The organism is Sinomonas albida (assembly GCF_004919045.1).
In the GTDB taxonomy this organism is placed as follows: Bacteria; Actinomycetota; Actinomycetes; order Actinomycetales; family Micrococcaceae; genus Sinomonas; species Sinomonas albida.
In genome coordinates, this window is sequence record NZ_SWDW01000008.1 from 121959 (window position 1) to 147943 (window position 25985).

25 protein-coding genes and 1 riboswitch are annotated in these 25985 nt (G+C 68.5%); of the genes, 16 read left to right on the forward strand and 9 right to left on the reverse strand.

What is annotated here, in order from left to right:
• Window positions 1-177 precede the first annotated feature (177 nt).
• The 7 genes from E6A26_RS09860 to E6A26_RS09885 all read left to right on the forward strand — a co-directional run bounded on the left by E6A26_RS09860 (window position 178) and on the right by E6A26_RS09885 (window position 4856).
• Window positions 178-1593 (forward strand): MFS transporter, encoded by a 1416-nt coding sequence (locus tag E6A26_RS09860; RefSeq protein WP_168928712.1) that lies wholly within the window; start codon window positions 178-180, stop codon window positions 1591-1593.
• Between the two features lie 105 nt (window positions 1594-1698).
• Window positions 1699-2136, forward strand: coding sequence for a CoA-binding protein (locus tag E6A26_RS09865; protein WP_136611024.1), 438 nt, complete (start codon window positions 1699-1701; stop codon window positions 2134-2136).
• Between the two features lie 70 nt (window positions 2137-2206).
• On the forward strand, window positions 2207-3046 hold the full coding sequence (locus E6A26_RS09870; protein WP_234865311.1) for a polysaccharide deacetylase family protein: 840 nt from the start codon (window positions 2207-2209) through the stop codon (window positions 3044-3046).
• Window positions 3047-3250: 204 nt separating this feature from the next.
• Entirely contained in the window at window positions 3251-3379 is a 129-nt protein-coding gene (locus E6A26_RS18045) for a hypothetical protein (RefSeq protein ID WP_268815379.1), read from the forward strand.
• Window positions 3380-3454: 75 nt separating this feature from the next.
• The gene (locus E6A26_RS09875) at window positions 3455-3853 is read left to right on the forward strand and encodes an MmcQ/YjbR family DNA-binding protein (RefSeq protein ID WP_136611025.1); all 399 of its coding nucleotides are present in this window, start codon (window positions 3455-3457) and stop codon (window positions 3851-3853) included.
• Window positions 3850-4473, forward strand: coding sequence for a tetratricopeptide repeat protein (locus E6A26_RS09880; protein ID WP_234865312.1), 624 nt, complete (start codon window positions 3850-3852; stop codon window positions 4471-4473). Before E6A26_RS09875 ends, E6A26_RS09880 begins: the two co-directional genes overlap by 4 nt.
• Before the next feature lie 179 nt (window positions 4474-4652).
• Entirely contained in the window at window positions 4653-4856 is a 204-nt protein-coding gene (locus E6A26_RS09885; RefSeq protein WP_136611027.1) for a hypothetical protein, read from the forward strand.
• Between the two features lie 129 nt (window positions 4857-4985).
• On the opposite strand, the gene E6A26_RS09890 is transcribed toward E6A26_RS09885, so the two are convergent.
• A complete protein-coding gene (locus E6A26_RS09890) occupies window positions 4986-6383 on the reverse strand; it encodes an NAD-dependent succinate-semialdehyde dehydrogenase (protein WP_136611028.1) in 1398 nt (465 codons plus the stop codon).
• A 212-nt stretch (window positions 6384-6595) separates the two neighbouring features.
• Here E6A26_RS09890 and E6A26_RS09895 point away from each other — a divergent pair, with 212 nt between their 5' ends.
• Both E6A26_RS09895 and E6A26_RS09900 read left to right on the forward strand, forming a co-directional pair.
• Entirely contained in the window at window positions 6596-7975 is a 1380-nt protein-coding gene (locus tag E6A26_RS09895) for an alkaline phosphatase family protein (protein WP_136611029.1), read from the forward strand.
• Between the two features lie 169 nt (window positions 7976-8144).
• Window positions 8145-9572: an outer membrane protein assembly factor BamB family protein gene (locus E6A26_RS09900; RefSeq protein WP_136611030.1), complete on the forward strand. Its 1428-nt coding sequence runs from the start codon at window positions 8145-8147 to the stop codon at window positions 9570-9572.
• A gap of 344 nt (window positions 9573-9916) precedes the next feature.
• Here the strand turns inward: E6A26_RS09900 and E6A26_RS09905 are convergent, their stop codons facing one another.
• Window positions 9917-10906, reverse strand: a complete 990-nt coding sequence (locus E6A26_RS09905; protein ID WP_136611031.1) for an ArsR/SmtB family transcription factor — start codon at window positions 10904-10906, stop codon at window positions 9917-9919.
• A 93-nt stretch (window positions 10907-10999) separates the two neighbouring features.
• Here E6A26_RS09905 and E6A26_RS09910 point away from each other — a divergent pair, with 93 nt between their 5' ends.
• From E6A26_RS09910 to E6A26_RS09925, 4 genes are all read left to right on the forward strand, one after another.
• Window positions 11000-11251, forward strand: coding sequence for a hypothetical protein (locus tag E6A26_RS09910; RefSeq protein WP_136611032.1), 252 nt, complete (start codon window positions 11000-11002; stop codon window positions 11249-11251).
• A 153-nt stretch (window positions 11252-11404) separates the two neighbouring features.
• Window positions 11405-12319: an oxygenase MpaB family protein gene (locus E6A26_RS09915; protein WP_136611033.1), complete on the forward strand. Its 915-nt coding sequence runs from the start codon at window positions 11405-11407 to the stop codon at window positions 12317-12319.
• A gap of 185 nt (window positions 12320-12504) precedes the next feature.
• Window positions 12505-13758 (forward strand): IS256 family transposase, encoded by a 1254-nt coding sequence (locus tag E6A26_RS09920; RefSeq protein ID WP_136611034.1) that lies wholly within the window; start codon window positions 12505-12507, stop codon window positions 13756-13758.
• A gap of 202 nt (window positions 13759-13960) precedes the next feature.
• A complete protein-coding gene (locus E6A26_RS09925; RefSeq protein ID WP_234865314.1) occupies window positions 13961-15010 on the forward strand; it encodes an Abi family protein in 1050 nt (349 codons plus the stop codon).
• A 140-nt stretch (window positions 15011-15150) separates the two neighbouring features.
• Here the strand turns inward: E6A26_RS09925 and E6A26_RS09930 are convergent, their stop codons facing one another.
• Entirely contained in the window at window positions 15151-15369 is a 219-nt protein-coding gene (locus E6A26_RS09930; protein ID WP_136611035.1) for a hypothetical protein, read from the reverse strand.
• Between the two features lie 595 nt (window positions 15370-15964).
• On the opposite strand from E6A26_RS09930, the gene E6A26_RS09935 reads away from it, so the two are divergent.
• On the forward strand, window positions 15965-17164 hold the full coding sequence (locus E6A26_RS09935) for an IS110 family RNA-guided transposase (RefSeq protein ID WP_136611036.1): 1200 nt from the start codon (window positions 15965-15967) through the stop codon (window positions 17162-17164).
• Window positions 17165-17612: 448 nt separating this feature from the next.
• Here E6A26_RS09935 and E6A26_RS09940 read toward each other — a convergent pair whose 3' ends face one another.
• The 5 genes from E6A26_RS09940 to E6A26_RS09960 all read right to left on the reverse strand — a co-directional run bounded on the left by E6A26_RS09940 (window position 17613) and on the right by E6A26_RS09960 (window position 23920).
• Window positions 17613-18878 carry a magnesium transporter MgtE N-terminal domain-containing protein gene (locus E6A26_RS09940; RefSeq protein ID WP_136611037.1) on the reverse strand — a complete coding sequence of 422 codons (1266 nt, stop codon included), beginning with the start codon at window positions 18876-18878 and terminating at the stop codon, window positions 17613-17615.
• A gap of 70 nt (window positions 18879-18948) precedes the next feature.
• Window positions 18949-20661 carry an NRAMP family divalent metal transporter gene (locus E6A26_RS09945; RefSeq protein WP_234865316.1) on the reverse strand — a complete coding sequence of 571 codons (1713 nt, stop codon included), beginning with the start codon at window positions 20659-20661 and terminating at the stop codon, window positions 18949-18951.
• 223 nt (window positions 20662-20884) lie between these two features.
• A riboswitch (M-box (ykoK) riboswitch) is annotated at window positions 20885-21057 on the reverse strand.
• 427 nt (window positions 21058-21484) lie between these two features.
• A complete protein-coding gene (locus E6A26_RS09950; protein ID WP_136611038.1) occupies window positions 21485-21871 on the reverse strand; it encodes a hypothetical protein in 387 nt (128 codons plus the stop codon).
• Between the two features lie 192 nt (window positions 21872-22063).
• Window positions 22064-22657, reverse strand: a complete 594-nt coding sequence (locus E6A26_RS09955) for a YdcF family protein (protein WP_211129074.1) — start codon at window positions 22655-22657, stop codon at window positions 22064-22066.
• A 57-nt stretch (window positions 22658-22714) separates the two neighbouring features.
• Window positions 22715-23920, reverse strand: coding sequence for an IS110 family RNA-guided transposase (locus E6A26_RS09960; protein WP_136611039.1), 1206 nt, complete (start codon window positions 23918-23920; stop codon window positions 22715-22717).
• Window positions 23921-24224: 304 nt separating this feature from the next.
• Here E6A26_RS09960 and E6A26_RS09965 point away from each other — a divergent pair, with 304 nt between their 5' ends.
• Both E6A26_RS09965 and E6A26_RS09970 read left to right on the forward strand, forming a co-directional pair.
• On the forward strand, window positions 24225-24650 hold the full coding sequence (locus E6A26_RS09965; protein WP_136611040.1) for a hypothetical protein: 426 nt from the start codon (window positions 24225-24227) through the stop codon (window positions 24648-24650).
• A 337-nt stretch (window positions 24651-24987) separates the two neighbouring features.
• On the forward strand, window positions 24988-25296 hold the full coding sequence (locus tag E6A26_RS09970) for a hypothetical protein (protein ID WP_136611041.1): 309 nt from the start codon (window positions 24988-24990) through the stop codon (window positions 25294-25296).
• 256 nt (window positions 25297-25552) lie between these two features.
• On the opposite strand, the gene E6A26_RS09975 is transcribed toward E6A26_RS09970, so the two are convergent.
• Window positions 25553-25870, reverse strand: a complete 318-nt coding sequence (locus E6A26_RS09975; protein WP_136611042.1) for a hypothetical protein — start codon at window positions 25868-25870, stop codon at window positions 25553-25555.
• Window positions 25871-25985: the final 115 nt, after the last annotated feature.

Below are 25985 nucleotides of genomic sequence, written 5' to 3' on the forward strand. Positions count from 1 at the left end.
CAAAAGGGGTCCCTACATCATAGCTGTTGCGCTCCTCACGTTTTTAGGTATGATCTAAGCCGCATCTGAAAGACCAAGATCAGATGTAAATCACCATCTAGGAGTGACTATGGCGTCTTCCACACCGCTCTCGCGGGCTGCTACGACGCACGTCCGTTCCCAGCGAGAAAGGCGATGATGGACCAGACCACCATTCGCCGGTTGTCCGATGAGGCGACCGGCGTCCTTCTGAACAAGGACGGGACCGCGTCCAGCCGCCGTGGCGGCTGGATGATGATCGCGACGATCCTCATCGAGGCGTGGGATCTCTACGCGATCTCCTTCGTCCTCGTCTTCATTTCGGCCGAATACCACCCCACCGCGGCCCAACTCGGCCTCGTGACGGCAGGTGTCCAGGGCGGCGCGCTTCTCGGTGCGCTCATCGGCGGGTACGTGGCGGACCGGCTGGGCCGCAAGCGCGTGTTCATCCTCACGATGGCGCTGTTCATCGTGCTGGCTATTGCGCAGGGCTTCTCGACGAACGTCTGGGACCTCATCATCATGCGGTTCCTCATCGGCATCCCGCTCGGCAGCGACATCTCCAACGGCTACGCCTACATCATGGAGTCGATGACCAAGGGCGCCCGCGAGGTCATGGGCAGCCGCTGGCAGTTCATGTTCGGCCTCGGCGAGGTCTTCTCGATCGTGGTCATCACGGTCATGTACGTGACCGGCATGCCCCACGAGATCCTGTGGCGCGTCGCGCTCGCGATCGGCGCCATCCCCGCCGTCATTCTTCTGCTTGCACGCCTTGACCTTCCCGAGACGCCGCTCTCGCTCATCCAGCGTGGGCAGTTCGTCAAGGCCAAGGAAGTCTCCCAGCGCCTCTTCAACGACCCGCTGGACATGCTCCCGAACGAGAACGTCGTCATGGAGAAGCCCAAGGTCGGCGACTTCCTCAAGGTCATCTGGGCCGACAAGACCCGTCGCCGGGCCACGATCTTCGGCTGGATCTCCAACGCCTGCCAGGGTGCGGAGTTCACCGCGTTCGGCTTCTACCTCCCCGTGATCCTCGTGACCGCGGGCGTCGGCGTGGCCGGCAGCGGCGCGAACACGAACATCACCGGCACCAACCTGGTCACCGCGGCGATCTACGTCCTCGCGACGATCTCGGGCTTCACGGCGCCGCTCATGATCAAGAAGATCGGCCACCGCGGCGTGGCCATGTGGGGCTACGGCCTCGCGTTCGCCGGCCTGCTCATCGGCGCGTTCGCCCTCGGCGCGAACATCCAGTGGCTCATCGTCATCGGGGCCTGCACCCTCATGTGGGGCCACTACTGGGACGCCTCGAACGGCATGACGATCACCTCGATGGTCGCGCCCTCGCGGTTCCGGGCCACGGCCTCGGGCTTCGGCTACGTGTTCGTGAAGGCGGCCTCCTTCTTCGGCGCCTTCATCTTCCCGATCATGACCGCCTCGTGGGGCAAGGTAGGGGCAACGCTCGCCGTCTCCGTCCTCTCCCTGATCGGCTTCCTGTCCGCCAAGTTCATCCTGCCTGAGCTCTACGGCTACGTGGACCGCGAAGAGTCGTCGGTCGAGGCCGCGAGGGCATAACTGTCCCCGTCCCTCATTCGGTCCGCGGGACCGGTTCCCTTACAGCGGAACCGGTCCCGCGGGCTTTCCGCCCGGATTCCGGAGCCGGCGGCGTAGAGTGAAGTTATGGGACATGTCAACGATCCCGAGGTCATCGAACGGCTCATGAGCACGCCTGGCCGCTGGGCCATCGTGGGTCTGAGCCAGAATCAATGGCGCTCCGCCTATTCCGTGTCCGAGTTCGTCCGTGACGAGCTGGGCCAGCAGATCATCCCTATCAATCCCCGCGGGGAGGACGTCCACGGCGAGACGGGCTACCGGCATCTCGCCGACGTTCCTCCCGAGCTCCAGCCGATCGACGTCGTGGACTGCTTCGTCAACTCCCAGCGCGTCGGCGAGGTGGTGGACGAGGCCATCGCTGTGGGGGCCAAGGCGGTGTGGCTCCAGCTCGGGGTGATCGACGAGGCCGCCGCGGAACGGGCCAAGGAGGCGGGTCTCGAGGTCGTCATGAACTCCTGCCCCGCACAGGAAGCGTGGCGACGCGCCAAGAGCCCCGGCGTTTGACTTGTTCTCCGGACGTTAATGTGCTTGCACTACGCTAGCTCTGATCTCGTCGGCCCTCTCAGGGGAATCCATGTCCGATCCTGTTCGCGCTCATCCCACCCGCCGGGCTGCCTTGGCGATCCTCGGCGCCGCAGCCGTGGGTGGAGCGCTCACCTCGAGCGTCGAACCCCAGCCAACGCGTTCCGCGCAGTCAGTCCCGGACTCGGAGCTTCCGCCGGATTCGAACATCCAGACAGGGATCCGCGCTTCGGATGATGCCTCGACGCCCCCCGCGCCGCCCGCGCCGCCGCATTTCGAATCGGACTTCAAGATGCCGCCGATCGTGAACGGCCTGGCCCCCGTCATCACCCGGGTCACGACGAAGCAGCCGGTCGTGTTCCTCACCATCGACGACGGCGTGACCAAGAAGCCGGAGGCGATCGACCTCCTGCACAAGTACGAGTATCCGATCTCGATGTTCCTCACGAAGAACTTCGTTCAGGACGACCCCGACTACTTCCGCCAGCTCATGCGCGAGGGGGACTTCGTGGAGAACCACACGATCAGCCACGACGTGCAGATGTCCACGAAGGCGTACGCCTACCAGCTCGCCGAGATCAAGGGCATGCAGGACTACGCGCAGGCCACGTTCGGCCGTCGCCCGACCCTCTTCCGCCCGCCCGGGGGCGCGTATTCGAACGTCATGCGGAAGGCGTGCGCCGACGCGGGCATCAAGGCCGTGGTGGATTGGGAGACCAAGTCCAATGCCGGCCACATGGACTACCAGTACGGCAACGGCCTTCGGCCAGGCGACGTGGTGCTCATGCACTTCCGGCCGGAGTTCGCGGCTGATCTTGCGGCGTTCCGAGCGGCCCAGCTCGCGGCTGGGCTCACCGTGGTGAATCTCGAGCGCTTCATCGGGGCCGAGTAGCGCTTTCGCGCCACGAAAGCGGACCCTTCCTGCGAGCGCGGACCTTTCGGCGCCGTCGAACGTCCGCCCCGGAGGAACGGTGCGCTTCCGGGCCACGGTGCCTGCCGCAGGATCTACAGCCCGCGCAAAGCCGGCCGAAAGCGCCGTGCCAGCCGGCGGCCACACAGTGGTTACACGAACACTCCGAGCCCGAAAGGAAGAGCCATGATCGTGTACCGCCCTGTGGCACCCCTGACCGTCGGCCGTGGCGGCTTCTGGCCCGCGATCGCGGCAATGTTCCGGGCGCTCCTGTGGGGCACGCCGGTCGACATCGAGCACCGGCCGGCGGCCTGACCACGCGGGGCTTCCGACGCCGCGAGACCGCGCCTGACAGCTTGGGGGCACCTCCGCGCCGCTAGGCTGAGAGTCATGGATGCCGATGCCGTGAGAGAGCTCTGCTTGTCCTTCCCAGGGTCCTACGAAGACTATCCGTTCGGGCCCGAAGTGGCCGTCTACAAAGTCCGCCCACCGGCCTCGGCGGGCTCTGCCGTCGAAGGCAAGATGTTCGCGGCGATCCAGCCCGAGCAGCGCCCGCTGTCGCTCTCGCTCAAATGCGATCCGGCCCTCGCAGTCCAGCTGCGCGCGGCCCACCCCGAGATCACGGGGGCCTACCACATGAACAAGAAGCACTGGAACGGCGTGCGCCTCGACGGCGAGCTCGGGGCGGACGCTGTACGCGACATGGTCGAGGATTCCTACGACCTCGTCGTCGCCTCCCTGCCCAAGGGCCAGCGCGACGCGCTCGGATGGTCGAGGTTGGCCCCGTGACGCTCGAACAGGCGACCCTTGACCAGCTCTGGGACTTCCAGAACCCCGCGGCCTCCGAGGAGGCCTTCCGCCGTGCGCTGGCCGACCCGGCGTACGACGGCGCCGAGCTGGCTGAGCTGACGACCCAGCTGGGGCGAGCCATCGGCCTGCAGGGCCGGTTCGAGGAGGCCGACGAGCTCCTCGATGCGATCGACGCGGAGCAAGATCCCACGATCGCTGTCCGCGTACTCCTCGAGCGGGGGCGCGTGCTCAACTCCGCCGGGCACGCCGCCATGGCGGTCCCGCTCTTCGAACAGGCTGCCGAGCTCGGCGAGCACCTCGGGGAGGAGTTCCTCGCCGCGGACGCGCTGCACATGCTCGCGCTCGCGGACAGCGGGCACGCCGAATCGTGGACGCGTGCCGGGGTCGAGTACGCGTCGGGCGCTCACTCGCCGCGCGTGCAGCGCTGGTGCGTGGGCCTCCACGGCAACCTCGGCTGGCACCTGCTCGACGCCGGCGAGGCGCATCGCGCGCTCGTCGAGTTCCAGCTCGCCGAGCAGTGGGCGGTGCGGGTCGGCACGCCCGACCAGGTCGAGTGGGCGCGCCGGGGGATCGGCGCGTGCCGCTCCGCAGGAGCATGACAATGTCTGTCACTTTTCTGTAAATGAAACTTGACAATCGATTTCCAGAGGCTGGGTCATATTTCCGTCCCGAGGGGTGAAATCCGCGGTTCGCTGTGTTCGACTGAGGGAGTGGCGCGGCCTGTCAGGCCCTGCGCTGCGCGAACGGAACTGACTATGACACCTAAGGAGAGAGAATCATGACCAACCCCACCGAATTCGCCGGACCGATCGCGTCAATTCTCGGCATCGACCCCACCGCCGTTTCGGGGATTCTCACGAACCTCGGCGCATCTCTCAGCGCAACCTTCGCGACCCTCGTCGCGCTCGTCACGAATCTCCTCAACGGCGTGCTCGGCGCGGTTCCGGGCGGCACCGTCCCGGGTCTCCCCGGCGTGGGCTGATCGCTCAAAGCAGCGCGGCGGCCGGTTGCCTTCCCGGGGAAGGCGACCGGCCGCCGTCGTTCGCGGGGCGGTGAGCGAGCAGCTGGAGCGGGTGCGGCGCGGCCAAACCCGCGCGTGCTGCTCGCTCGGCTAATCCGCGACGAAGAAGAGGCGCTTGTTCACGAACTCCTCCATGCCCAGCGGGCCGAGCTCCCGCCCGAAGCCCGAGCGCTTGACGCCGCCGAACGGCATCTCCGCGCCCTCCGCGGCGGGGATGTTGACGTTGGACATCCCGACCTCGAGCCGGGCCGCGACCCTGGCGGCGCGCTCGCGGTCCTCCGAGAACACTGCACCCCCCAGTCCGTAGGGGGTGTCGTTCGCGAGGCGCACGGCCTCGTCGTCGTCCGCGACCTTGTAGACCACGGCGACCGGGCCGAAAAGCTCCTCGCGGTAGGCACGCATGTCCGGCGTCACGCCGGTGAGGACGGCGGGGGAGAAGTAGGCCGCCCCTCCAGCCGAGAGGACGCCGCCCGTGTGCAGCGTCGCGCCCCTGTCCACGGCGTCCTGGACCTGGGCGGCGAGGGACTCGGCGGCCGCGCGCGAGGACAGCGGCGCGAAGGTGCCCTCGGCGTCCACTGCGGGATCGCCCGGCGTGAGGCTCTCGGCGCGGGCCGTGAGCTCGGCGACGAAGTCGTCGAAGAGGCCCTCCGCCACGATCATGCGCTTGTTCGAGTTGCAGGCCTGGCCGGTGTTCTCCATGCGCGTGGTCCACGCAGTCGCGGCGGCGCCCCTGACATCCGCGGCGTCGAGCACCACGTACGGGTCTGAGCCGCCGAGCTCGAGGACCGCCTTCTTGAGGTTCCGGCCCGCGAGCTCGCCGATGATCGCCCCCGCGCGCTCGGAGCCCGTGAGCGAGACGCCCTGGACGCGCGGGTCCGCGATGATGTCCGCGACCTGCGCGTGGCTCGCGAAGACGTTCGTGTAAACGCCAGCGGGCACGCCGGACTCCTGCATGATCTGCTCGATCGCGAGGGCCGAGCGCGGGCAGTTCTCCGCGTGCTTGAGCAGGATCGTGTTGCCCAGCACGAGGTTCGGCGCGGCGAAGCGGGCCACCTGGTAGTACGGGTAGTTCCACGGCATGATGCCCAGGAGCGGCCCGATGGGGAGCCGCTGGACCACGGCACGGCCGCCCGAGAACGTCTTGATCTCCTGGTCCGCGGCGAGCGCGGGCCCCTCGGTCGCGAAGTAGCGGAAGATGTCGGCCGAGAATTCGGCCTCGCCCTTGGACTGCGACAGCGGCTTGCCCATCTCGGTGGTGATGATCTCGGCGAGCACGTCGCCGCGCTCCGCGAACAGCTCGGCGACGCGAGAGGCAACCCGGGCGCGCTCCGCGATCGGAGTGTCGCGCCAGGCTGGGTACGCGGCGGCGGCCGCGCCGATCGCGGCCTCGATCTCCGGGTCCGAGGCGGTGGGGAACGTCTCGACGACCTCGCCCGTCGCGGGGTTCAGGACGCGGTAGCCGGGTTCGGCGGGGTTCGAAGTGGTCACGGCTGGCTCCTTCTGGTGCGTTGCTGGTTCCCCTTACGCTTTATCACCGCGCGCAACGTCTGTCACCTCTGAGGCGCCCGCCCACAGCGGACGACGGCGGGGCTCACCGAGAGTTGCACTCTCCCTTTCATCGTGGTGTTCGCACGCATTCACGGCGCCTTCACGTTGCCTCCGTAGATTCCGAATGCTCGCGTTCAGACGAAGGAGACACCATGCGCAAACTTCCCGCCATCGCCGCGGGGGTGACCGCCGCAATGATCGCGGCCGTCGCCCTCGCGTCGAGCGCCACGGCAGGAGATCAGAACCCGGATTCGTCCGCCTCCGGTGCCATCAAGCACGTGATGGTCATCGACCTCGAGAACGAGGACTTCAACACCTCGTTCGGACCCAACTCGCCGGCGAAGTACCTCAACGAGACGCTCGTCCCGAAGGGCCAGCTCCTCACGAACTACTTCGCGACGGGCCACTTCAGCACCGACAACTACTTGGCCCAGGTTTCCGGCCAGGCGCCCAACCGGGTCTCGGGCAACGACTGCATCACGGACACGAAGACGTTCGCTTCGACGTACACCGACGTCACGCCCGGCACGCTCGACCCGAACCAGGCCAAGTACCCGGGCCAGGTCGACGGGAGCGGCTGCGTCTACCCCTCCTCCGTGAAGACCATCGGCGACCAGCTTGACGCTCGCGCCGCGCAAGAGCAGGCCGACGACCAGGGTGCCGACGAGGGCGCCTCGAAGCTCGCGTGGCGCCAGTACGCCGAGGACATGGGCAATGACCCGGCCCGCGACCACGGCACGCCGGACCCGCTCGGCGGCACCGACTGCGCGCACCCGGCGGCCAACGGAACGTTCCCGAACCACTCGACGACCACCGATCAGTACGCCATCCGGCACGTCCCGTTCCTCTTCTTCCACTCCGTGACGGACAACGCGGCCTCGTGCAACCAGCACGTCGTCCCGCTCGGCTCCGTCAAGACGACGGCGACCGGAGACACGTTCACGGGCCACCTCGCCGAGGACCTCGCGCACAAGAGCACCACCCCCGCGTTCTCGATGGTCACCCCGAACGTGTGCAACGACGGCCACGACGACACCTGCGTGGGCACGAACACCGAGGGCGGCCACGCCGGCGGCCTCGTCGGCGCCGACCTGTGGCTCAAGCACTGGATGCCCCTCATCCTGAACTCGCCGGCCTACAAGAGCGGGGAAATGCTCGTGGTCGTCACGTTCGACGAGGCCTCCGCGAGCGATTCGAGCGCGTGCTGCGGCGAGCAGCCGGGCCCGGACAACGCCAACCCCGGCTACCCGCCGCTCGCGGCGCTGTTCACCGGCGAGAAGCCCCCGACCGCGCCGGGCCAGTACCCGGGCGGTGGCCGCGTGGGCGCCGTGCTGCTCAACTCGAAGCTCGTCGCGCCCGGCAGCGTCAACGCGACCCCGTACAACCACTACTCCGCGCTGCGGAGCTACGAGGACCTGCTCGGGATCACGAGCGGCGGCTCTGACGGTCGGGGCCACCTCGGCTTCGCCGGCCAGACTGGGCTGCGGCCCTTCGGGACCGACGTCTTCGCGAAGCGAGAAGACTCGAACTGATCCTGGTGCCACGCCTGGGCGTGTGAGCCTGGGCGGTCGACGGCGGCCGGTCGCCTTTCGCCGCGGAAGGCGACCGGCCGCCGTCGTGTTTTCTTCTGGTACCCGGAGGCGGCAGGGTGTCACTGTAGAGGGACATGGTGCTGGGATCGGCCTCGGAGAGGACCGGAAGATGGCGGGCGCGCGGGTTGGCGGGGCTGGCCGCGCCGCACGGCGGGCGGCGGCCGCGGCCGCGCTCGCGGTGGCGCTGGCCTCTGCGGCCGCGTGCACTTCCGCGCAGACGACGGCGCCGCCCTCCGAGGTGCCGATCGGCACGTTGACGGCGTCCCCCGGCGCCCGCAGCTCCCAGCCGCTGCTGCCGGACGATTGGCCCACGTATCACCGCGACGCGGCACGGACGGGTGCCGCGCCCGGGCTGTCCGCCCTCGGGCCGCTCCGCAACGCCTGGTCGACGCAGCTCGACGGGGCCGTGTACGGCGAGCCGCTCGTGGTCGGGGGCCGAGTGATCGCGGCGACCGAGTCGGACACCGTGTACGCGGTTGATGCCTCGACCGGCCAGATCGTGTGGCAGCGCCATCTGGGTTCGCCGGTCCCGCGATCGGCGCTGCCGTGTGGTGACATCGACCCTCTGGGGATCACGGGTACACCCGTCTACGACCCCGCCACGGGGCTGGTCTTCGCGGTCGCGGAGCTCTCCGGAGGCCATCACGAGCTCGTGGGCCTCGACGCCGGCGACGGCGCACTTGTGGTGCGCCGCGACGTCGAGCCTCCGCGCGGCGAGCCGATCGCCTACCAGCAGCGGGCCGCGCTCGCCCTCCTCGACGGCCGCGTCTACATCGCCTACGGCGGGCTCTACGGCGACTGCTCCGACTACACCGGGACCGTCCTCTCCGTTTCGACGTCGGGCGGCGGCGCGATCGATTCGTATGTGGTGCCGACGTCGCGCGAGGGCGGCATCTGGGCGCCGGGAGGCCCCGCCGTCGACGGTTCGCGCCTGCTCGTCGGGGTAGGCAACGGTGAGTCGACCACGAGCTACGACGGCTCGGACTCCGTGCTCTCCCTCGACGCCTCGCTGCACCGCACCGACTTCTTCGCCCCGTCCAGCTGGGCTCAGGAGAACGCCGCCGATGCCGACCTCGGCTCGATGACCCCCGTCCGCGTGGGCCCGTACGTGTTCATGGACGGAAAGGCGGGCACGGCCTACCTGCTGGACCCCAACCACTTCGGCGGGATCGGGGGCGCGGTCGCGCAGTCGTCGCTAGGCCGGGCCTTCGGGACGCCAGCCGTGAGCGGAACGACGCTCTACGTGCCGTGCCGCGATGGGCTGCAGCAGGTGACCGTGACGGATCCCGCGGCGATCCACGCGGGCTGGAAGCTGCCGCTGCACGCGGCCGGCTCTCCCGTGATCGGCGCGGGCGCGGTGTGGGTCGTGGACTACGGGACGGGAGCGCTCTACGCGCTCGATCCGGAGACCGGCCACATCCTTCAGCAGGCGCAGCTCGGCCCGGTGCCGCATTTCGCGACGCCGACGCTCTCGGGCGGACGGGTCTTCGTCGGGACGCTCCACGGCGTCACCGCGCTCACCTGGGGGTCGCCGTGACGGTGCGACCAGGATCGGCGCCCGATTCCGACCAACTTCGGCTGCCACTCCCGGCCATTGCCCGGTGTGTCGCACGGGGCTCGCTGATGAGGGGCTTCAATCACGGTCGCGAACAGACGACGGCGGAGCGTGGTGGCGTCTCTGGTGGGACGGGACCCTGCAACTGGTGAGACGGGACCCCGCAACGGTTGGGACGGGACCCCACAACGGGTGGGACGGGACCCCACAACCGGTGGGACAGGACCCCACAACGGGTGGGACGGGACCCCACAACGTTGTGGGGTCCCTGGCGGTGCGTTGTGGGGTCCCTGGCGATGCGTTGTGGGGTCTCTGCCAGCGCAGCGTCACGCTCGCGTGAGCAGTTCCTCGCCCACGCGGCCCCGCTGGTAGAACACCTCGCGGCCGGCCCGCACCGGTTCCGTGAGCCCCGATTCGGCGAGGATCTTTAGGTGGCTGCTGACGGTCCCGGCGGCGAGGTCGAGCGCGCAGGCGAGCTGCGTCGTCGTCATCGGCACGTCGAGCTGGGCGAGGATCTGTGCCCGCGTCCGCCCGAGCAGCCGCGAGACCGGGCTCTCCTTCGTCTCCCGGCCCTTCTCCCACAGCCGGCCGACGCCTCGCGGCGCGTACGTGATGGTCGGGATGAACGGCGCGGTGTTGAGCACGAGTGTGTTAGGCCACACGAACGCGTTCGGCACGAGGATGAGCCCGCGGCCCGGCTCTGGGAGGTCGGTCGCCTCGCAGCCGCGCAGGATCTCGAGGCCATCCTGGGTGGGGCGCACGCTCGGGTGCAGCGTCTTGAAGACCTCCTGGATCCCGTGGTGGGCCAGCTCCTCGAGACGCGAGTCGATGTCCGCGAGTAGCACCGATCGCAGGCGCGGCCAGTAAGGCTCGACGGCGGTGCGCCAGTACCACTCGAGGGCGGCGGTGATGCGGGGCACCGCGGCGCCGATGTCTGCCCGGAACTCCTCGAGGATTCGGCGGGAGTAGTCGGGGAGCCCCGCGTGGTCGAGGTAGGCGAGGTCGCGGAGCCAGAGCTCGGGTGGCGTCGTGGTGAAAGCCTTGAGGGTCTCGCCGAACGAATCCTGTCGGAGCGGTGTCGGCGTCAGCGCGTCGGGGATGGGGCCCTTGGGCGGAACGAGCGTCGTGAGGATTCGGAGGTGCTCGCGGGCGTTCGGCTCGGCGGCCTCTGCGAGGCGCTTCTTGGCCTCGTCGATCCATGGCCGGTGCAGCGGGGTCCCCTGCTGGAGCGCCCGAAGGCTCGTGACGGTCTCCCACAGGGGCGAGGCCTCGAATCGGACCCTCGTGAGGTCCTCGCTCGTGAGCGTGATCAGCATGTGTTCAGCCTACGAATTCGCGCTTTCCACGGCGAGGATTTGGGCAGAGCCGAATCGTATCGCCGCCCCGACGGCCCGGCGCAGACTCAGGGCATGACCACGAATGCTTGCACCGTTCCCGCCCTCCAGACCGTTCCGACCCCCTCAATCGCCGCTCTTCCTGCCCGCCCGCGCCCCCGGCCCGCGGGCCTTGCGACGGCTCGTGCCGCAGCGATTCGCGCGTGGGGCTGGCTGCGCGAATCGGCCCGCCAAGCGGCCGACGTCGACACGCGGCTCCGCGCCCGCCGAGACGAGGATGCTGCTCAGCTCGTGCGAGGGTCCGGCCTCCTCGGGAGGCTGTATTGACGGTTTGCCTCGACCGACGAAGCGCTCGCCGAGACGGCCCGAGCCATGGCCGCGGACCGCTGACGGGACCAGTGCGCCTCGGTGCGGACTCACCTGATCCTGACGACTGAAGGTGGGATTGCCGCATGCGCCGCATCGCGCGACGCTGGAGGGATGAGCAACGGTCTTCTGGCCCCTCTGCGCCGCCGGCTGAGTCTCACGTTCGCGGGCCAGTCCGAGGGCATCCCGGAGTGGGAGCTGGCCCTCGAGAAGGGCGACGACGCGGGCTACTTTGCGCCCGATTCGGTCACGTGGCGCGTCCATGGCGGGATGACGCCGATCGTGGGCGGCATCCGGGCGCTCCTGACTCAGGCGCTCAATCCCGGGGTCCTCGCGGGCGTGCTCGACCACTCCTACTACCGCGAGGATCCGCTGGCCCGCCTGGCCCGGACCATCCGGTGGGTCTTCACGGTCACGTACGGCGACACCGTGGCCGCTGGCCGCGCGTGCGAGCATGTGCACCGCAGGCACGAGTCCGTCGTGGGGGAGTACACCGATGGGCACGGCGATCTCCGCGCGTACTCTGCGAACGATCCCGAGCTCCTGGCCTGGGTCCACCTTGCGTTCGCGGACGCGTTCCTCGGTTCGTACGAATATCTCCGCGGGCCGCTCCCGCCCGGCGGCGCCGACCAGTACGTGCGCGAATGGGCCACGGCGGGCGAGCTCATGGGGGTCGCCGAGCCGCCCCGGTCCCTCGCCGAACTGCGCGAACAGCTCGCCGCGTACGACGACGGCGCGCGCCTCGCGCACAGTCCTCGCCTCGAGGAGGCGGTCGGCTTCCTGCGCCGCCTTCCGCTCGACCCGCTGCTCGTTCCGGGCTATCGGACGCTGTTTGCCGCTGCCGTCGATTCGATGTCCAACCGTCACGTCGAACTGCTCGGTCTCGACCGGCAGTCGCTCAGGCGCGGCCTGCTTCCGGCGCGGCAGGGGGCTCAGGTGACACTCGCCGTCGTCGGCCTCGCGCTCGGCAGCCACGGCCCAAGCGAGGCCGCGGCCCGCCGCCGCCTGGCCCGTCTCGGCCTCGACTGACCTCGCCCCCGGCCCCCCACTCCCGTCACCCATTCCCGTTTCGGGTACGCCAACTCGCGCGTTTTCCCGTCTCGGGTACAGATGATCTGTACCCGAAAGGGACTGTCGGAAAAACGGTGTGTGGGGGCTTGGCCTGACTGGAAGGACAGGCCGTGTCGGACACGACCGAGATTGATTCTGATGTGATGGTCGATCCTGTGACGGGAGAGATTATCGACCACAGGAAGCTGGCCGAACAGCTTCTTGCCCAGGCGAAAGAGCAGGGCGTCGGGCTTGTCGGGCCGGGCGGGCTGCTGTCCGGGCTGACGAAGCAGGTCCTCGAGACTGCGCTCGAGGCAGAGCTGACCGAGCATCTGGGCCACGGGCACGGCGAGCGGCCGCTGAGCTCGAATATGCGAAACGGCACACGGAAGAAGACGGTGCTGACGGAGATCGGACCGGTGGAGATCGAGGTTCCCCGGGACCGGGAGGGCTCCTTCGAGCCCGTGATCGTGCCCAAGCGGAAGCGCCGTCTGGAGGGCATCGACCAGATCGTGCTCTCGCTCTCCGCGCGGGGCCTGACCACCGGGGAGATCGCCGCGCACTTCGACGAGGTGTACGGGGCGAAGGTCTCCAAGGACACGGTCTCGAAGATCACCGAGAAGGTCGCCGGGGAGCTCTCGGAGTGGTCCTCCCGCCCGCTTGACCCGGTCTACCCGGTGATCTTCGTCGACGCGATCGTCGTGAAGGTCAGAGACGGCCAGGTGCGCAACACCCCGTTCTACGTGGTCATGGGAGTGAGCTCGAACGGAGAACGGGAGATCCTGGGCATCTGGGCCGGAGGCGAGGGAGGCGAAGGGGCGAGGTTCTGGCTGAGCGTGTTCGCGGAGCTGAAGAACCGCGGGGTCGAGGACGTGTTCATCGCGGTGTGCGACGGGCTCAAGGGCCTGCCCGAAGCCATCACCACCACGTGGGAGCGCACGGTGGTCCAGCAGTGCATCGTTCACCTGATCCGCAACTCGTTCCAGTACGCAGGCCGGCAGCACCGCGACGCGATCGTCAAGGCGCTCAAACCGGTCTACACGGCACCGTCCGAGGCCGCGGCGAAGGACCGCTTCGCCGAGTTCGCCAAGGAATGGGGTTCCCGCTACCCGGCGATCGTGCGGCTCTGGGAGTCCGCCTGGGCGGAGTTCGTGCCGTTCCTCGAATACGACGTGGAGATCAGGCGCGTGATCTGCACGACGAACGCGATCGAGTCGATCAACGCCCGCTACCGCCGGGCCGTCAGGGCACGGGGCCACTTCCCGACCGCGGCCGCGGCGCTGAAGTGCCTCTACCTGGTCACCCGCTCCCTTGACCCCACAGGCGGCGGCAGGGCACGCTGGGCGATCAGGTGGAAGCCAGCCCTCAACGCGTTCGCGATCACCTTCGCGGACCGGTTCGAGAGAACCACTCACTGAAACCGCCAAGGCCCCGCACACCGTTTAACTGACAGTCCCTGCGTGGGGGAGGGGCGCCAGCTCGCGCCACCGTCCCATCAAAGGAACCTTTGATTGGATAGTCGACCCTCGACCACCTGAGCTGGGATCATCACCGATGGACCAGGGGCCATCGCTCAGCGGCACGGCGCTAGTCCGACTTCGGTGATACAGTCTCAACATCATGATCGGCCCGCTCGCCTTACGGCTCGGGCCGATTTTCTTGTCTGGGGGGCGCATGGAGTACCTGAAGCCGTGGCTTCCGGTCCACGATCAGATCGAAAGGCTCGTCTCTCGCGGCGTCGAGATTGACGACAAGCAGAAGACGGCCGCGCTTCTGCACGAGATCGGCTACTACCGTCTGACCGGCTACCTCTATCCCTTCCGTGAGTCAGAGGACCGCTTGGATGAGACAGGCCGCACCCATGTCCAGGTCCTCAACCGCTATCGCCCAGGCACTCGGATCATGGACGCGGCCCACTTGCTGGACTTTGACCGACGCCTTCGCATGCTCGTGCTCGAGGGTGTCGAACGGCTCGAGGTGGCGATTCGCACGCAGATCGGGCACACCTTGGGCCGGCATCATGCCTTCGCTCACGAGGAGCCGACCATGTTCGTCTCGGCCTTCATCGCACCCACCACAGATGCCAACGGTGCGGTCACTGCCAGTCAGCATGGGCAATGGCTCTCGCGGATCAAGAGCCGGCAGGACAGTTCCGATGAGGCGTTCGTCGCGCACTTTCGTGCGAAGTATGACGACCGGATGCCAATCTGGGCCTTGACGGAGATCCTTGAGCTGGGCCATCTTTCCCGCCTCTACACAGGATTGCGCAATGATGTGGCCACGGAGGTGGCACATAGCTTTTGCGTTCCGACCAAGCGACTGATGGCAAGCTGGCTCGCCACACTGAACTATGTCCGGAACATCGCTGCTCATCACGCCAGGCTCTTCAACCGCAAACTGGTGACCGCACCGAAACGGCCACGGCCAGCTGAGGTGCCGTTGCTCGCGCATCTCAGTGAGAGCGAGGCTCCCAAACAGTTCGGCGTCTACAGCGCGTTAGCGGTGATGGCCTACATCTTGCGTTCCACTCATATTGACGAGGAGTGGCCGGGGCGAGTGAGATCCCTGCTTCGGGCCTTCCCCTCGACCGAACACATCGACCTCGGTTCTATGGGCGTCGGGCGGGGATGGCTCGAGCAGGAGTTATGGAGCGGCCTCGAGAAACTCTGATTTCTCGCACGGACGACTGAGCTCGTGGCCAGGCGGACCCGCTTCCAAAGTCCAGCCGACGAGGACCTGATACGAGCAGCTTGCGCTGGACGGGCCCGACCTGGGCGCCCCGCGTGCGAGGACGCCCGGGCCAAGCTCCACTAGCCCGGGACGAAGAGGTTTGCCGCCTTCGTCACGAAGAGGACGCCGGTCAGGATCGCCACTGCGCCGCCCCCGAACACGATCCAGTTGAACGCGACGTCCAGCCTGTCGTAGGAGTAGTGCCAGTCCTGCGAGTAGAGCTTCCGCAGGCCGAACACGCCCGCGCCGATGTGCAGGATCCCGAAGGTCAGGGCCACGAGGGCCACGAGAGTGGTCAACTTGTCTCCTCAGTAGTGCGAATAGCGGGCCTCGGTTGAGGTGCTAACCACTAGGTGTGCGGCCACGCTTCAGAATGCGGCAGCGGGGGTGTCGGCCGGAGATTGGAGTGCTGGCCCAATGCGCCGGGAGCGCGGGTGCGAGGTCCTCATCCCTGTCGCCTGGCCCCAAGATCAGCCTCTTAGAACCATTAGTTACTAATGGGGTCAGTACTGTGCCAAGGCATGGCCAGGGCTGCGCCCTGGCATTCGGTCCTCGCTGCGCTCGGGCTGTGGCCCCGGGTCCTGGCCGGTGCCTGCGCTTCGCTCCGGCCCCGTCCATGCCCCGGGGTCTTGATCGTCTTTCGGCTGTCCTTATGTTGATGCCGGGTTGGCTGGGCCGGCTGCAGTAGTGTCCGGGCTACCCGGGGCGGTGGGTATGGCATTTTCGGCTGTGCCGGGCCGGAAGGTGACGGCTTCGCAGGAATGGCCGCCCGCCGCCCGCTGATGGCTTGACCGCTGAATTGAGAGACGCGACACGATCGCTGGATAAGGACACGACGGCCAGTCGTCTGAGGGGCCACCCATTTGTTCGCCTTGGAGATCGGAGGCACCATTCATGCAGGTTTGGGCAGGCGTCGACGCCGGCAAGACAGGCCACCACTGCGTGGCGATCGACACCGACGGCACACGGCTGCTGTCACGGAAGGTCGGCAATTACGAGGGCGACCTGACTGCCCTGATCGCCGAGGTCAACGCCCTCGGGGAAGAGGTGGTCTGGGCGACCGACCTCAACCGTGGCGGGGCGTCGCTGATGATCGCCCTGCTGCACGGCCATGGCCAGCGGCTGCTGTACATCCCGGGCCGCACCGTCCACCACGCCTCCCGGCTCTACCGCGGCGACGGCAAGACGGACGCGAAGGACGCGGCCGTGATAGCGGACCAGGCCAGGATGCGCCACGACCTCCAGACCCTGCGCACCGGCGACGAGGTCAGCGCGGACCTGCGTATCCTCACCGCCCGCCGCGCGGACATGGCCGAGGACCGCACCCGGGCGATCAACCGCCTCTGCGCGGCTCTGCTGGAGTACTTCCCGGCCCTCGAGGCAGCCTTCGACTACAGCAGGTCCAAGGCCGCGCTGACCCTGCTGACCCGGCACAACACCCCCGACGGGATCCGCCGGTACGGCCAGGCCAGGCTGCAGGCCTGGCTGAAGAAGCAGGGCGCGCGCAGCAGCGCCGCGGTCGCCGAGGCAGCCGTCGCCGCGGCCCGCGGACAGCACACCGCCGTACCCGGCCAGGCCGCCGGTGCCCTCGTCGTCGCCGGGCTCGCGAAAGAGGTCCTCCGGGTCCAGGACGAGCTCGCCGGACTCGACGCCCTCATCGCCGAGCGGGGCGCCGCCCACCCCCATACCGAGGTCATCACGAGCATGCCCGGGTTCGGCCCGCTCCTGGCGGCGGAGTTCCTCGCCGCCACTGGCGGCGACCTGGGGTTGTTCGAGAACGCGGACCGGCTCGCCGCCGTCGCCGGCCTCGCTCCGGTCCCGAGGGACTCGGGCAAGATCAGCGGCAACCACCGCCGCCCGCAGCGCTATGACCGCCGGCTCCTGAGAGTCTTCTACCTCGCGGCCCTGTCCAGCCTGAAGAGCTCCCCGGAGTCCCGCGCCTACTTCGACCGCAAGCGCGTCGAGGGCAAGACCCACATCCAGGCGATCCTCTGCCTGGCACGCCGCAGGGTGAACGTCCTGTGGGCTATGCTCCGCGACAGTACGAATTACGCCCCACCCGGCCGGGCGGCCGCGCGCTTGGCTGCTGCCTGACGAGACTGCCGTCAGGAGCGGCGGTTCGATGGCTGGTGATTCCTCGCGGTTCAGCTGGGAGGGAGGCGATCAATGCCGCGCCCGCGACCGCGAGGAGCATGAGCGGCTGGTGCCAGATGATGGTCGCGGCGGTGCCGGCCCCGTAGACCGCGAGGGTTGCCAGGCGTCGCGGGAGGGGGCCGAAGCGGTCCCCATGCCGTGTTGTCGCTCGCGGGCCCGGCTCGCGGGTCCTGCCAGGGCGAGGCTGCGGTATCTCCTGGGCGATGAGCGTGACGAGGGCCGCGGGCACCCCGGTGATCCTCCCGATCTGGTCCGAGGGGACGCCCCGGGCGAGCAGCCTGGAGACGACCAGAACTCTCAGGCTCGGGTGTTCGCGCTGTGCCCTGGTCCGGCCGTGTCCCTCCACACTGCTACTGTACGCCCGGCACGTCTTTCCGCGCCAGTGAGATCAGCCTTCCCTTCCTGTCTCGTGGTGGTTGGATTCGCGGCGGGACCAGTCCTCGGGGATGGCGGCCTCGAGCGCGTCGTCGACGGTGATGGCCCCGAGGATGCGCCGGTCCTCGGAGATGACGGGCAGGGCGAGGAGGTTGAAGTCGGCCATGCGGGTGGTGACGTCGATGACGTCGTCGCCGGGGAAGGCGGTGACGACGTCGCGGTCGGCGACCTCTGCGAGGGCCCGGTCGGGGTCGGCCTGGACGGCGTGGACGAGGCTGAGCGCTCCATCCAGCGTCCCGTCGGGCGCGAGGGTGTAGATCACCGACAGGGCCTGGGGCTGGAGGAGCACGGCGCCGCGGACGGCCGTGAGGGCGTCGGCGACGGTGGAGGTGGCGGGCAGGGCGAGGAAGTCGGTGCCCATGAGCCCGCCGGCGGTGAGGTCGTGGTAGCCCAGCAGCCGGTGGACGCGGGAGCGCTGGGGCTCGGGCAGCAGGCCCAGGACGGGCGAGCGGCGCTCCTGGGGCAGGTCCATGAGCGCGTCGGCGGCGTCGTCGGCCTGCATCCGCCCGAGCACCTCGGCGACTTCGGCGTCGGTGCGGTCCTTGAAGAGCTCGGACTGGGAGTCCTCGTCGAGCTCTTCGAAGACGTCGGCCTCGAGCTCGGGGTCGGCGTGGACCTGGGCCATGAGCTCGTCCTGCTCCTCGTCGGTGGCCTCTTCGATGATGTCCGCGATCTGGGCGGGCTTGAGCTCGGGGATGCGTCCGGTGACGGCGCGGACCTCTGCGGACTCGGCATGGCCGATGAGCGGCTCGAAGTCCTTCCAGTCCCGCGGGGCGTGGGCGGCGTGTCGGGCGCCGAGGGTGAGCCAGCGGCGGCGGTGGACGTCGAGGCCGGTGGCGGCCCAGCCGTCGAGGACGGGGGTGAGCTGGACGTCGTAGGCCTTGACGAATGCCGCGCGGGTGACGTCGATGAGGCGGTGGCCGAGGACGTCCTCGGAGAGGAGGACCTCGCCCTCCCGGCGGCGGAACTCGCGCAGGTCCACTGTGCTCATGCCGAGCTCGATCCGCTCCGGGGCGAGGGCGGCGAGGTCGTGGGCGGAGACGAAGACGCGGGTGTTCCCGACGGCCACGACGAGGCCCGTGACGAGCGGGTAGTCGTCGTGGCGGAGGCGGACGATGAGGTCGGCGAGAGCGCCCATGCGGTGCCCGTCGGAGTCGGTGACGGGCTGGCGCAGGAGGGCCGAGAGGGACAGGGCGGCGGTCGGTGCTGCGGTGGTCATCGGGTGCCTTTCGGTGCACATTCTCAGGGTGACTTTATGCCAGCAGGGAGGGGCTGTGGAGGGTGGGCTGTCAGGCGCCGGCGAGGGCGAGCTGGACGACGCGGACGATGACCAGGATCATCGCCACGAGCAGGTACAGGCGCAGCACGCTCAGCCCGGTGCGGCGGGCGAGCGAGAGCTGGGGGCGCTCGAGCAGGGCCAGCGGGGGCATTCGCCACGTGGAGCGCTGCGACCGGTCGACCGCCAGCTCCTCGGGCGCGGCGGTGCCCTTCGCCCTGGCGCGGGCGCGAACCACGACCAGGGCGACTGCGGCCAGGATGGCCAGGAGCGCGCCGCCGCCGAGGATCTCCAGGATGGTCGCCCCGTCGATGTCCGGGAACAGGACCGCTGCTGTGAGGACCACGGAGAGGATCACGAGGATGGCGATGACCGCGGAGGTGAAGATGTTCCTGCCGCGGCCGTTCACCCAGGGCCCCATGACCTGCCGGTCGTTGCACAGCAGGAGCAGGAACACGGTGGCCGACGGCAGCAGCACTCCGGCGAGGACCTGCACTCCGACGGTGAGGAGGCCCAGAGGGCTGCCGGGGATGATGACGATGACCGCCGAGACGGCGATGATGCCGGCGAAGGCGGCGTAGAAGCCCTTGGCCTCGCTGGGCTTGCGGTGCAGGGAGTGCTTCAGGCCCAGGACATCTGCGAGCGCGTAGGAGGTCGAGAGCCCGACCGCGGCGGCGCCGATGATGGAGGCGTCGATGAGCGCGAGGGCGAACAGGATGCCCGCGAGGTGCCCGGCGTACGTGCCGAGGCCCTCGGCCACGCCGCCGGCGTCGGTGAAGTGGCCGAATTCGGGTCGGCCCGCGAAGGTGGCAGCGGTGAAGGAGATGATGGCCGCGGCGCCGAGGATCACGATGCCGATCCCGAGCCAGAGGTCCACGCGCTCGTACTTCATGTAGCGGGGGGTGATGCGCTTGTCGATCACGTAGGACTGCTGGAAGAACAGCTGCCACGGGGCGATCGTGGTGCCGACGATCGCGATGATCAGCAGGGTCACGTCCGCGATGTCGGAGCCTGCCGGGATGCCGGGGACGACGAAGTCGTGCGCCATCTGCCCGTAATCCGGGCCGGCCATGAAGAACACGGGCACGAGCAGGAGCGAGCCGGCGACGAGGGCCATGCAGACCCGCTCGAAACGCTGGAAGGAGCCGGTGCTGGCAGCGCCGATGACGAACAGCGCCGAGACGACGACGCCCCAGACCTTGGGGATGCCGAGGTAGTCGAGGCCGATCGAGATGCCGATGAACTCGGTCACGATGGTCAGGGCGTTGAGGATGAAGAGGTCGATCGCGCTGAACGCGCCCCAGAACTTCCCGAAGCGCTCGAGGATGAGGCGGGCGTGCCCCACGCCTGTGACGACGCCGAGGCGGAGCACCATCTCTTGGTTCACGTAGAGCACAGGGACGAGCAGGAGGAGCGTCCAGAGCAGGGACGTGCCGTAATTCTGGCCGGCCTGGGTGTAGGTGCCGAAGGCGCCGGCGTCGTTGTCGCCGACCATCACGATCAGGCCCGGCCCGACGATGGCCAGCAGGGTCTTCAGCCGGGTCTTCCAGCTCGACTGCACCGAGGAGTCATCGAGCCGGATGGTGCCGAAGGCGCCCTTGATGTCGCCGACGTGGGCCGAATCGAGCACCGCCGAGCCGTGGGGGGCGGCTGGGGCTGCGGGTTCAGTGGTCTGTGCGCCGGTGCGGCCCGGCGGAGTCGTCTTGTTCATGGGGATCTTGGGCATGGTGGCCTGCTTCCTCCCGGCGGTGGCCGGGCGAGTTGAAGCGAGCATGCCGGAAGGGCCCGGGTAGGGCCGTCATCGGCATGCAGTGAATAGGGAAGAGCTGGGCAGGAGAGGGACCAGTCAGGATGCGCGTCGGGAGGTACTACTATCGCCACTCGCCACGGCGAACCACCTCCTGGGCATCGTCATCACGTGCCTGGGAGGCCCCGGGCGGACCGCCCGGGGTGCCCTTCCTCGTAAGACCTTCAGCACTCCGCGTCGTGACCCTCCTCGGGGAGGGAGCCAATCGGGGCTGCCCCTTGCGTCCGGGGCAGCCTGTCCTGACCCGTGGCGTCTCTCGACGTTCAGGGTCGCTGGCTTCTGTACGCGAAGGAGCCTCAGCTAACGAACGGCACCTTGCGGGGACATGATACTCGCCCCAGCTGGTTACGGCACCCAGGCTTTCTGCTCATTCGCACGGCGGCCAGAACACCCCCAAGAGACCTTGCTGGCTTGACCGAGCGCGTTGACAACAGCATTGAGATTCCTGCGGATTGTACGCACCCGCCCGGAACCGGCCAGCCCCTCCTTCGTCGGGGCCGCCACGCGCCGGGAATTCTGCTCCGGCGCTTCGCTTCGCTCGCTTGTTTCCTGCGCAGATTTCCCGCCGGGTGCCGCCCTTCGGGTAGCCGGCCCCGGCCGGGTGCAAGCGAACAAGTTCGCCAGCCGAAATCTCAATGGCAATGTCAAGCTGGGTGGAAGCAGAGCGGGGAAGGCCTTGGGGGTCGGGGCCCGGACCTGATCGCTTCGCCCGTCGGCTCCACGAACGGGTGTCCCCGGAAGGTCAGCCGGCTCTGAGGCCTAGCCTGTCGAGTGTGGCCACTGCGTTTGTCGGCCCGCCGCATCCGCGGCCGTCGGGATAGGTGGTCGTTGGGTTGAGCCTAGCGTGGCTTGTGCCGATCGACCAGCCGGAGGTGTTGGTGCCCGACGTGGTGACGTCCAGGGGATCGTCGTTGACGCCGATCTCGATGCGGACGTCGATGCTTCCGTCTGCGGCACGCAGAGGCTCCGCCCGGGGCGCACCGGGCGGCGTCGGCAGGGGAACGGGCCCGGGTGTGAGCGGTGCCGTGGCGTCGACGGCCAGGCTGTGGCAGGCACCGTCTTGGCACAGCTCGATGTCGAGCTTGGCCAGGGTGGCTGCGCGCTCCGGTGTGATGTGCAGGGTCACCATGGAGATATAGCCGACCGCAGGGCACGCGCTTGGGCCACTGCACGACGGCGGCGTCCCCGCCGCGAGAAGGACAATCACCGAACAGACTCGGCCGACCGAACCGAAACGACGCATCACGGACCCCCTCGCCAGAGTGATCGTAGATCGCGGCGGTCTTCCGTGGAAGGGCATCAGCGACGTCGCTGTGGGGTGTCACCGTTCGGATTGGGAATCGTACCTGCGTAGGTTCTCGATGCCGACGACGGCCAGGACGGGCTTGAGCCAGATGAGTTCACCGAAGCGGTACTCGTCTGCCTGAACGAGCCGGTCGGCCAAGTCCGGGCGCAGCTTGCGGAGGTACGCTCGCCCTTTCTCGGCGTGGAGGGAGTTCGACACGATCTTGATCCGGTCGGCGTCCTCGATCAGGGGAATGGTGTTCTGGATGTTCTCCCATGTGGTCCGGCTGGCTGTTTCGGTCAGCAGCGGGCCGTCGTAGCCCCGGCGTTCTCGGGCGTAACTCGCCATGAGCTCCGCTTCGGGGACCTCGCTTCCCACGCCGCCTCCGCTGAGGATCAGGACGGACGATCCTGGCTCCGGGTCCAGTGACCGGAGGCCTGCCCGTACCCGGAAGCGGTTGACCAGGTTCGGGCGTGTGCTGCGGTTCTTGAAACCGAGCACGAGTACCGCCTCGCGGCCACCGGGACCGGGGCGGGAGCCCAGTCGGCGGCGTCTGGCGCGCCAATGAACGATCTCACCCCACAGCAGAACTGCCGCAAGCACCGCGACGAAGACGATCAGCCACACCACGGCCCCAAGGGTAGCCGTATGGCGCCCGCGATCTTCAGGTAGGTCGGCGAGAAGTCGTCATGCCGCCAGAGGCACCGCTTCGGGTTTTCGGTGGTGGAAGGTGGTTCCGTCCCGGAGGAGGGCCCAGATGACGTTGATGCGGCGTCGGGCCAGGGCGAGGACGGCCTGTTTGTGGTTCTTCCCTTCGGCGCGCTTTCGCTCGTAGTAGGTGCGTGATTCGGGGCAGTATCTGGCGGCGCTCTGGGCAGCGAGGAAGCAGACCCGAAGGAGGCGGCGGTCGTAGCGTTTGGGCCGTCGGAGGTTCCCGCTGACCTTTCCCGAATCCCTCGGCACCGGCGCCACACCGGCGATCCCGGCGAGGTGGTCGGCGCTGGCGAATCGGTCCATGCTCCCGCCGATTGCAGCGATGAACTCGGCGGCAAGCTGCGGGCCGAAGCCGGGCACGCTCGTGAGGATCTCGAAGTGGGCGTGCCCTTGGAGCCGTGTCTTGATCTCGGTCTCGACCTCGGTGATCTGCTCGATCTGGGAGAGGACGTCGCCTGCGATCCGCGCCACGAGCGCTGCCGCCGCGGTGTGGCCGACGACCGTCGTCGACTGCTGTTCTGCGGCAGCCACGGCGGCCTCGGCGATCTTGTCCGGGCGGCTGCAGCCCTGCTTGCGCAGCCATGCCTCGATCCTTGCCCGCCCGGCCCTTCGGATCCGCTCCGCTGTCTGGTACTTGGTCAGCAGGATGACGGCGCCCTTTCGCTGGGAGAAGTCGAAGGCGGCCTCCAACGCGGGGAAGTACTCGAGCAGGGTCGCGCGGAGCCGGTTGAACGACCGTGTCCTGTCATGGACGAGATCGGTGCGGCGCGCTGTGAGCAGGCGCAGCTCGACGATGGTCTCGTCCATTGCCCGCACTTGCTGCAGTCCGTGTCGCATTCGGGCCTGGTCGGCAATGATCGCCGCGTCCTTGGCATCGGTCTTGCCCTCCCCGCTGTAGGTGCGTGCTGCGTGGTGCACCACCCGACCGGGAATGTAGAAGACCGTCTGGGTGTGCGCAAGCAGTGCGCTGATCAGCAGCGCGGCTCCGCCCTGGTTCAGGTCGGTCGCCCAATGGACCTCTCGGCCCGCGGCCAGGTCGAGGACGTCGGCGATCAGGGTCAGGATCTCCTCCTCCGTGTTCGCGAGCCGGCGTGAGAGCAGCCGGGCCCCTTCCTGGTCGATGAGCACGCAATGGTGGTGGGTCTTGCCCGCGTCGATACCGGCCCACAGTTCCGCCATGGAGTCCCCTTCGTCTCAAGTCGTGTGCAGCGCCGCCCACGGACAACCACGCCGGCATTTTCTTACACAGCGATCACGTCGCACTTCTCAATCAGCGGTCGAGTCGTCGTGGGACGCGGGCGGCCATTTCGGCTAAGCCACCACGACGGCGAAAAACAGTCAGCCATACCCGCATCCCTGGGCGATCAGAAGCCTACGGAAGCCCCGAACCGACACCTCGAAAACCGTAAGAAAAACGAACGGGGGAGGGGAGGCCCGGCTGGTCACCACACACCTCCCGACCCACCGAACACAGGAGAGAGAAATGGCCTTCATCGAAGAGACCAGGCACATGACCACCCTCGACACCCGCGAGCCGGTGACCGCCCCCGTCCTGCTCGACTACCACATGAACGGCGGCTACGACTGGATGGACGAGGTCACCGACCGAGGCTGGGCCACCCCCGGCATGTGGGGAGCGGAAGGCTGGGACCTGGGCCAGTGGCCCTACGTCATCGTCGCCACCCGCACGCTCGAGGCCGAGGACGGACCCATCTACGGCTTCGCCACCTATGTCGAGGGCGACGTCCAGACCCGTTGGTACCGCCAGCAGCCCCGCTGCTGGGAAGCCATCAGCGCCGAGGCCTTCGGCTGGTGGCAGCTGAACGGACACGGCCCGACCCGCCTGCCCGAGACGGCGGCGGACCTGCCCGATGACCTCCGCCGTCCCTTCACCGGATTCCTCGACTAGAACACATCGGCCGCGTCACCTTCACCTTCGAGGGTGGCGCGGCCAGCCTCCGCAGAGCTCCGGGCGGCGGTCGGCGCGCAACAGGTGCGCGGCCGCCGGCCGCCAGCGTGTCACCCCACATAGCCGCGGCCCCACCCTCCGTGCGGAACCGGCCGCGGCTAGAGTCTGTGCCAGCACGTGTATGAGCCGGCCGCTGGGCGGCCGAGGTGCACCGCGCAGGATTTCCCTGTGTTCGGGAAAGGCAGAGAGCGGGATGGCCATACGGTTTGTGGTGAACCGTGCCATCCCGCTCTTCTGCTCTCATCGCCCATACCAACGACCCGCATTGAGAGGGACCATGCACACCTCGAAGAGCACCGCGCGGCCCCCGCTTCCTGAGCCGTCCAGGATCGAGGAGACCGCAGACGCGATGGCCGCAGTCGGCGAGGCCACCGACGAGGAACTGGCCGCCTGGACGCCGGAGGAGCTCCGCAGCGCAGACCTCCTCCTGGCCGACCTCGAGCGCACAGCGACAGCCTGGGACGCCGAGCCCCGCGCCGAGATCGGCGACAAGCTCTGGCACACCAACCACCGCTTCCTCACCGACGCCCGAGCACTGCGCGCCAAGCTCCGCCCACACCTCGCCGACGCCGTCGACGAGCGCTGATGAGACCGAGTGCCCGCTTCGGCACACAGCAAGGGCCGCTCCCATCGGGAGCGGCCCTTGCTGCATGAGGTGATTCAGGAATCCTGGCGGGCCCGTCCGCGCGGAACGCGTGAGCTGTGTCCGCGGAATGAGGCTGCTCTCTAGAAGTGGGGGACGGCCGTCCGAGGCCCCGGGTCGCGCCGCGACACCGCGCCGGCCCAGTGCCTCGTCCAAAGCCTTGCAGCGGTGACCACGGCGGCCGGCAGGCCGGCAGCGGTCAGTGCTCGCCTGTGGGGGACTCCGCCACGGTTTCGGGGGTGCGTGACCGGGGCGAGGTGCGGGCCTTGCGGGGCCGACCGCCGAGCTTCTTGGCGGGCGGCTCGATGCCGAATCCCTTCAGATCCGATTCGGTCCAGCCGTGCCGGATGGCGACACGGTACTTGGCGAGGTGGTCCTCATCGGCGGCGGCGAGTTCGGCGCGGGCTTCAGCGCTTCGCTTGGCTGCCGCAGCGTACTCGCGCACGGCGACGATCCGATCGTTTCGGTCCTGCTCAAGCTTGCGGTTCGCCGCCTCTTCGATCTGCTGAATGTCCATGGTTTCAGCCTACCGAAGTGCTCGCTTCGCAGCTGGGTTTAATAGCTGTTGGCACGATGGTTTCTCAAACCTGTTCGGCCCCCAGGGAGGAGCAAGCTATACATTTACATGCCCG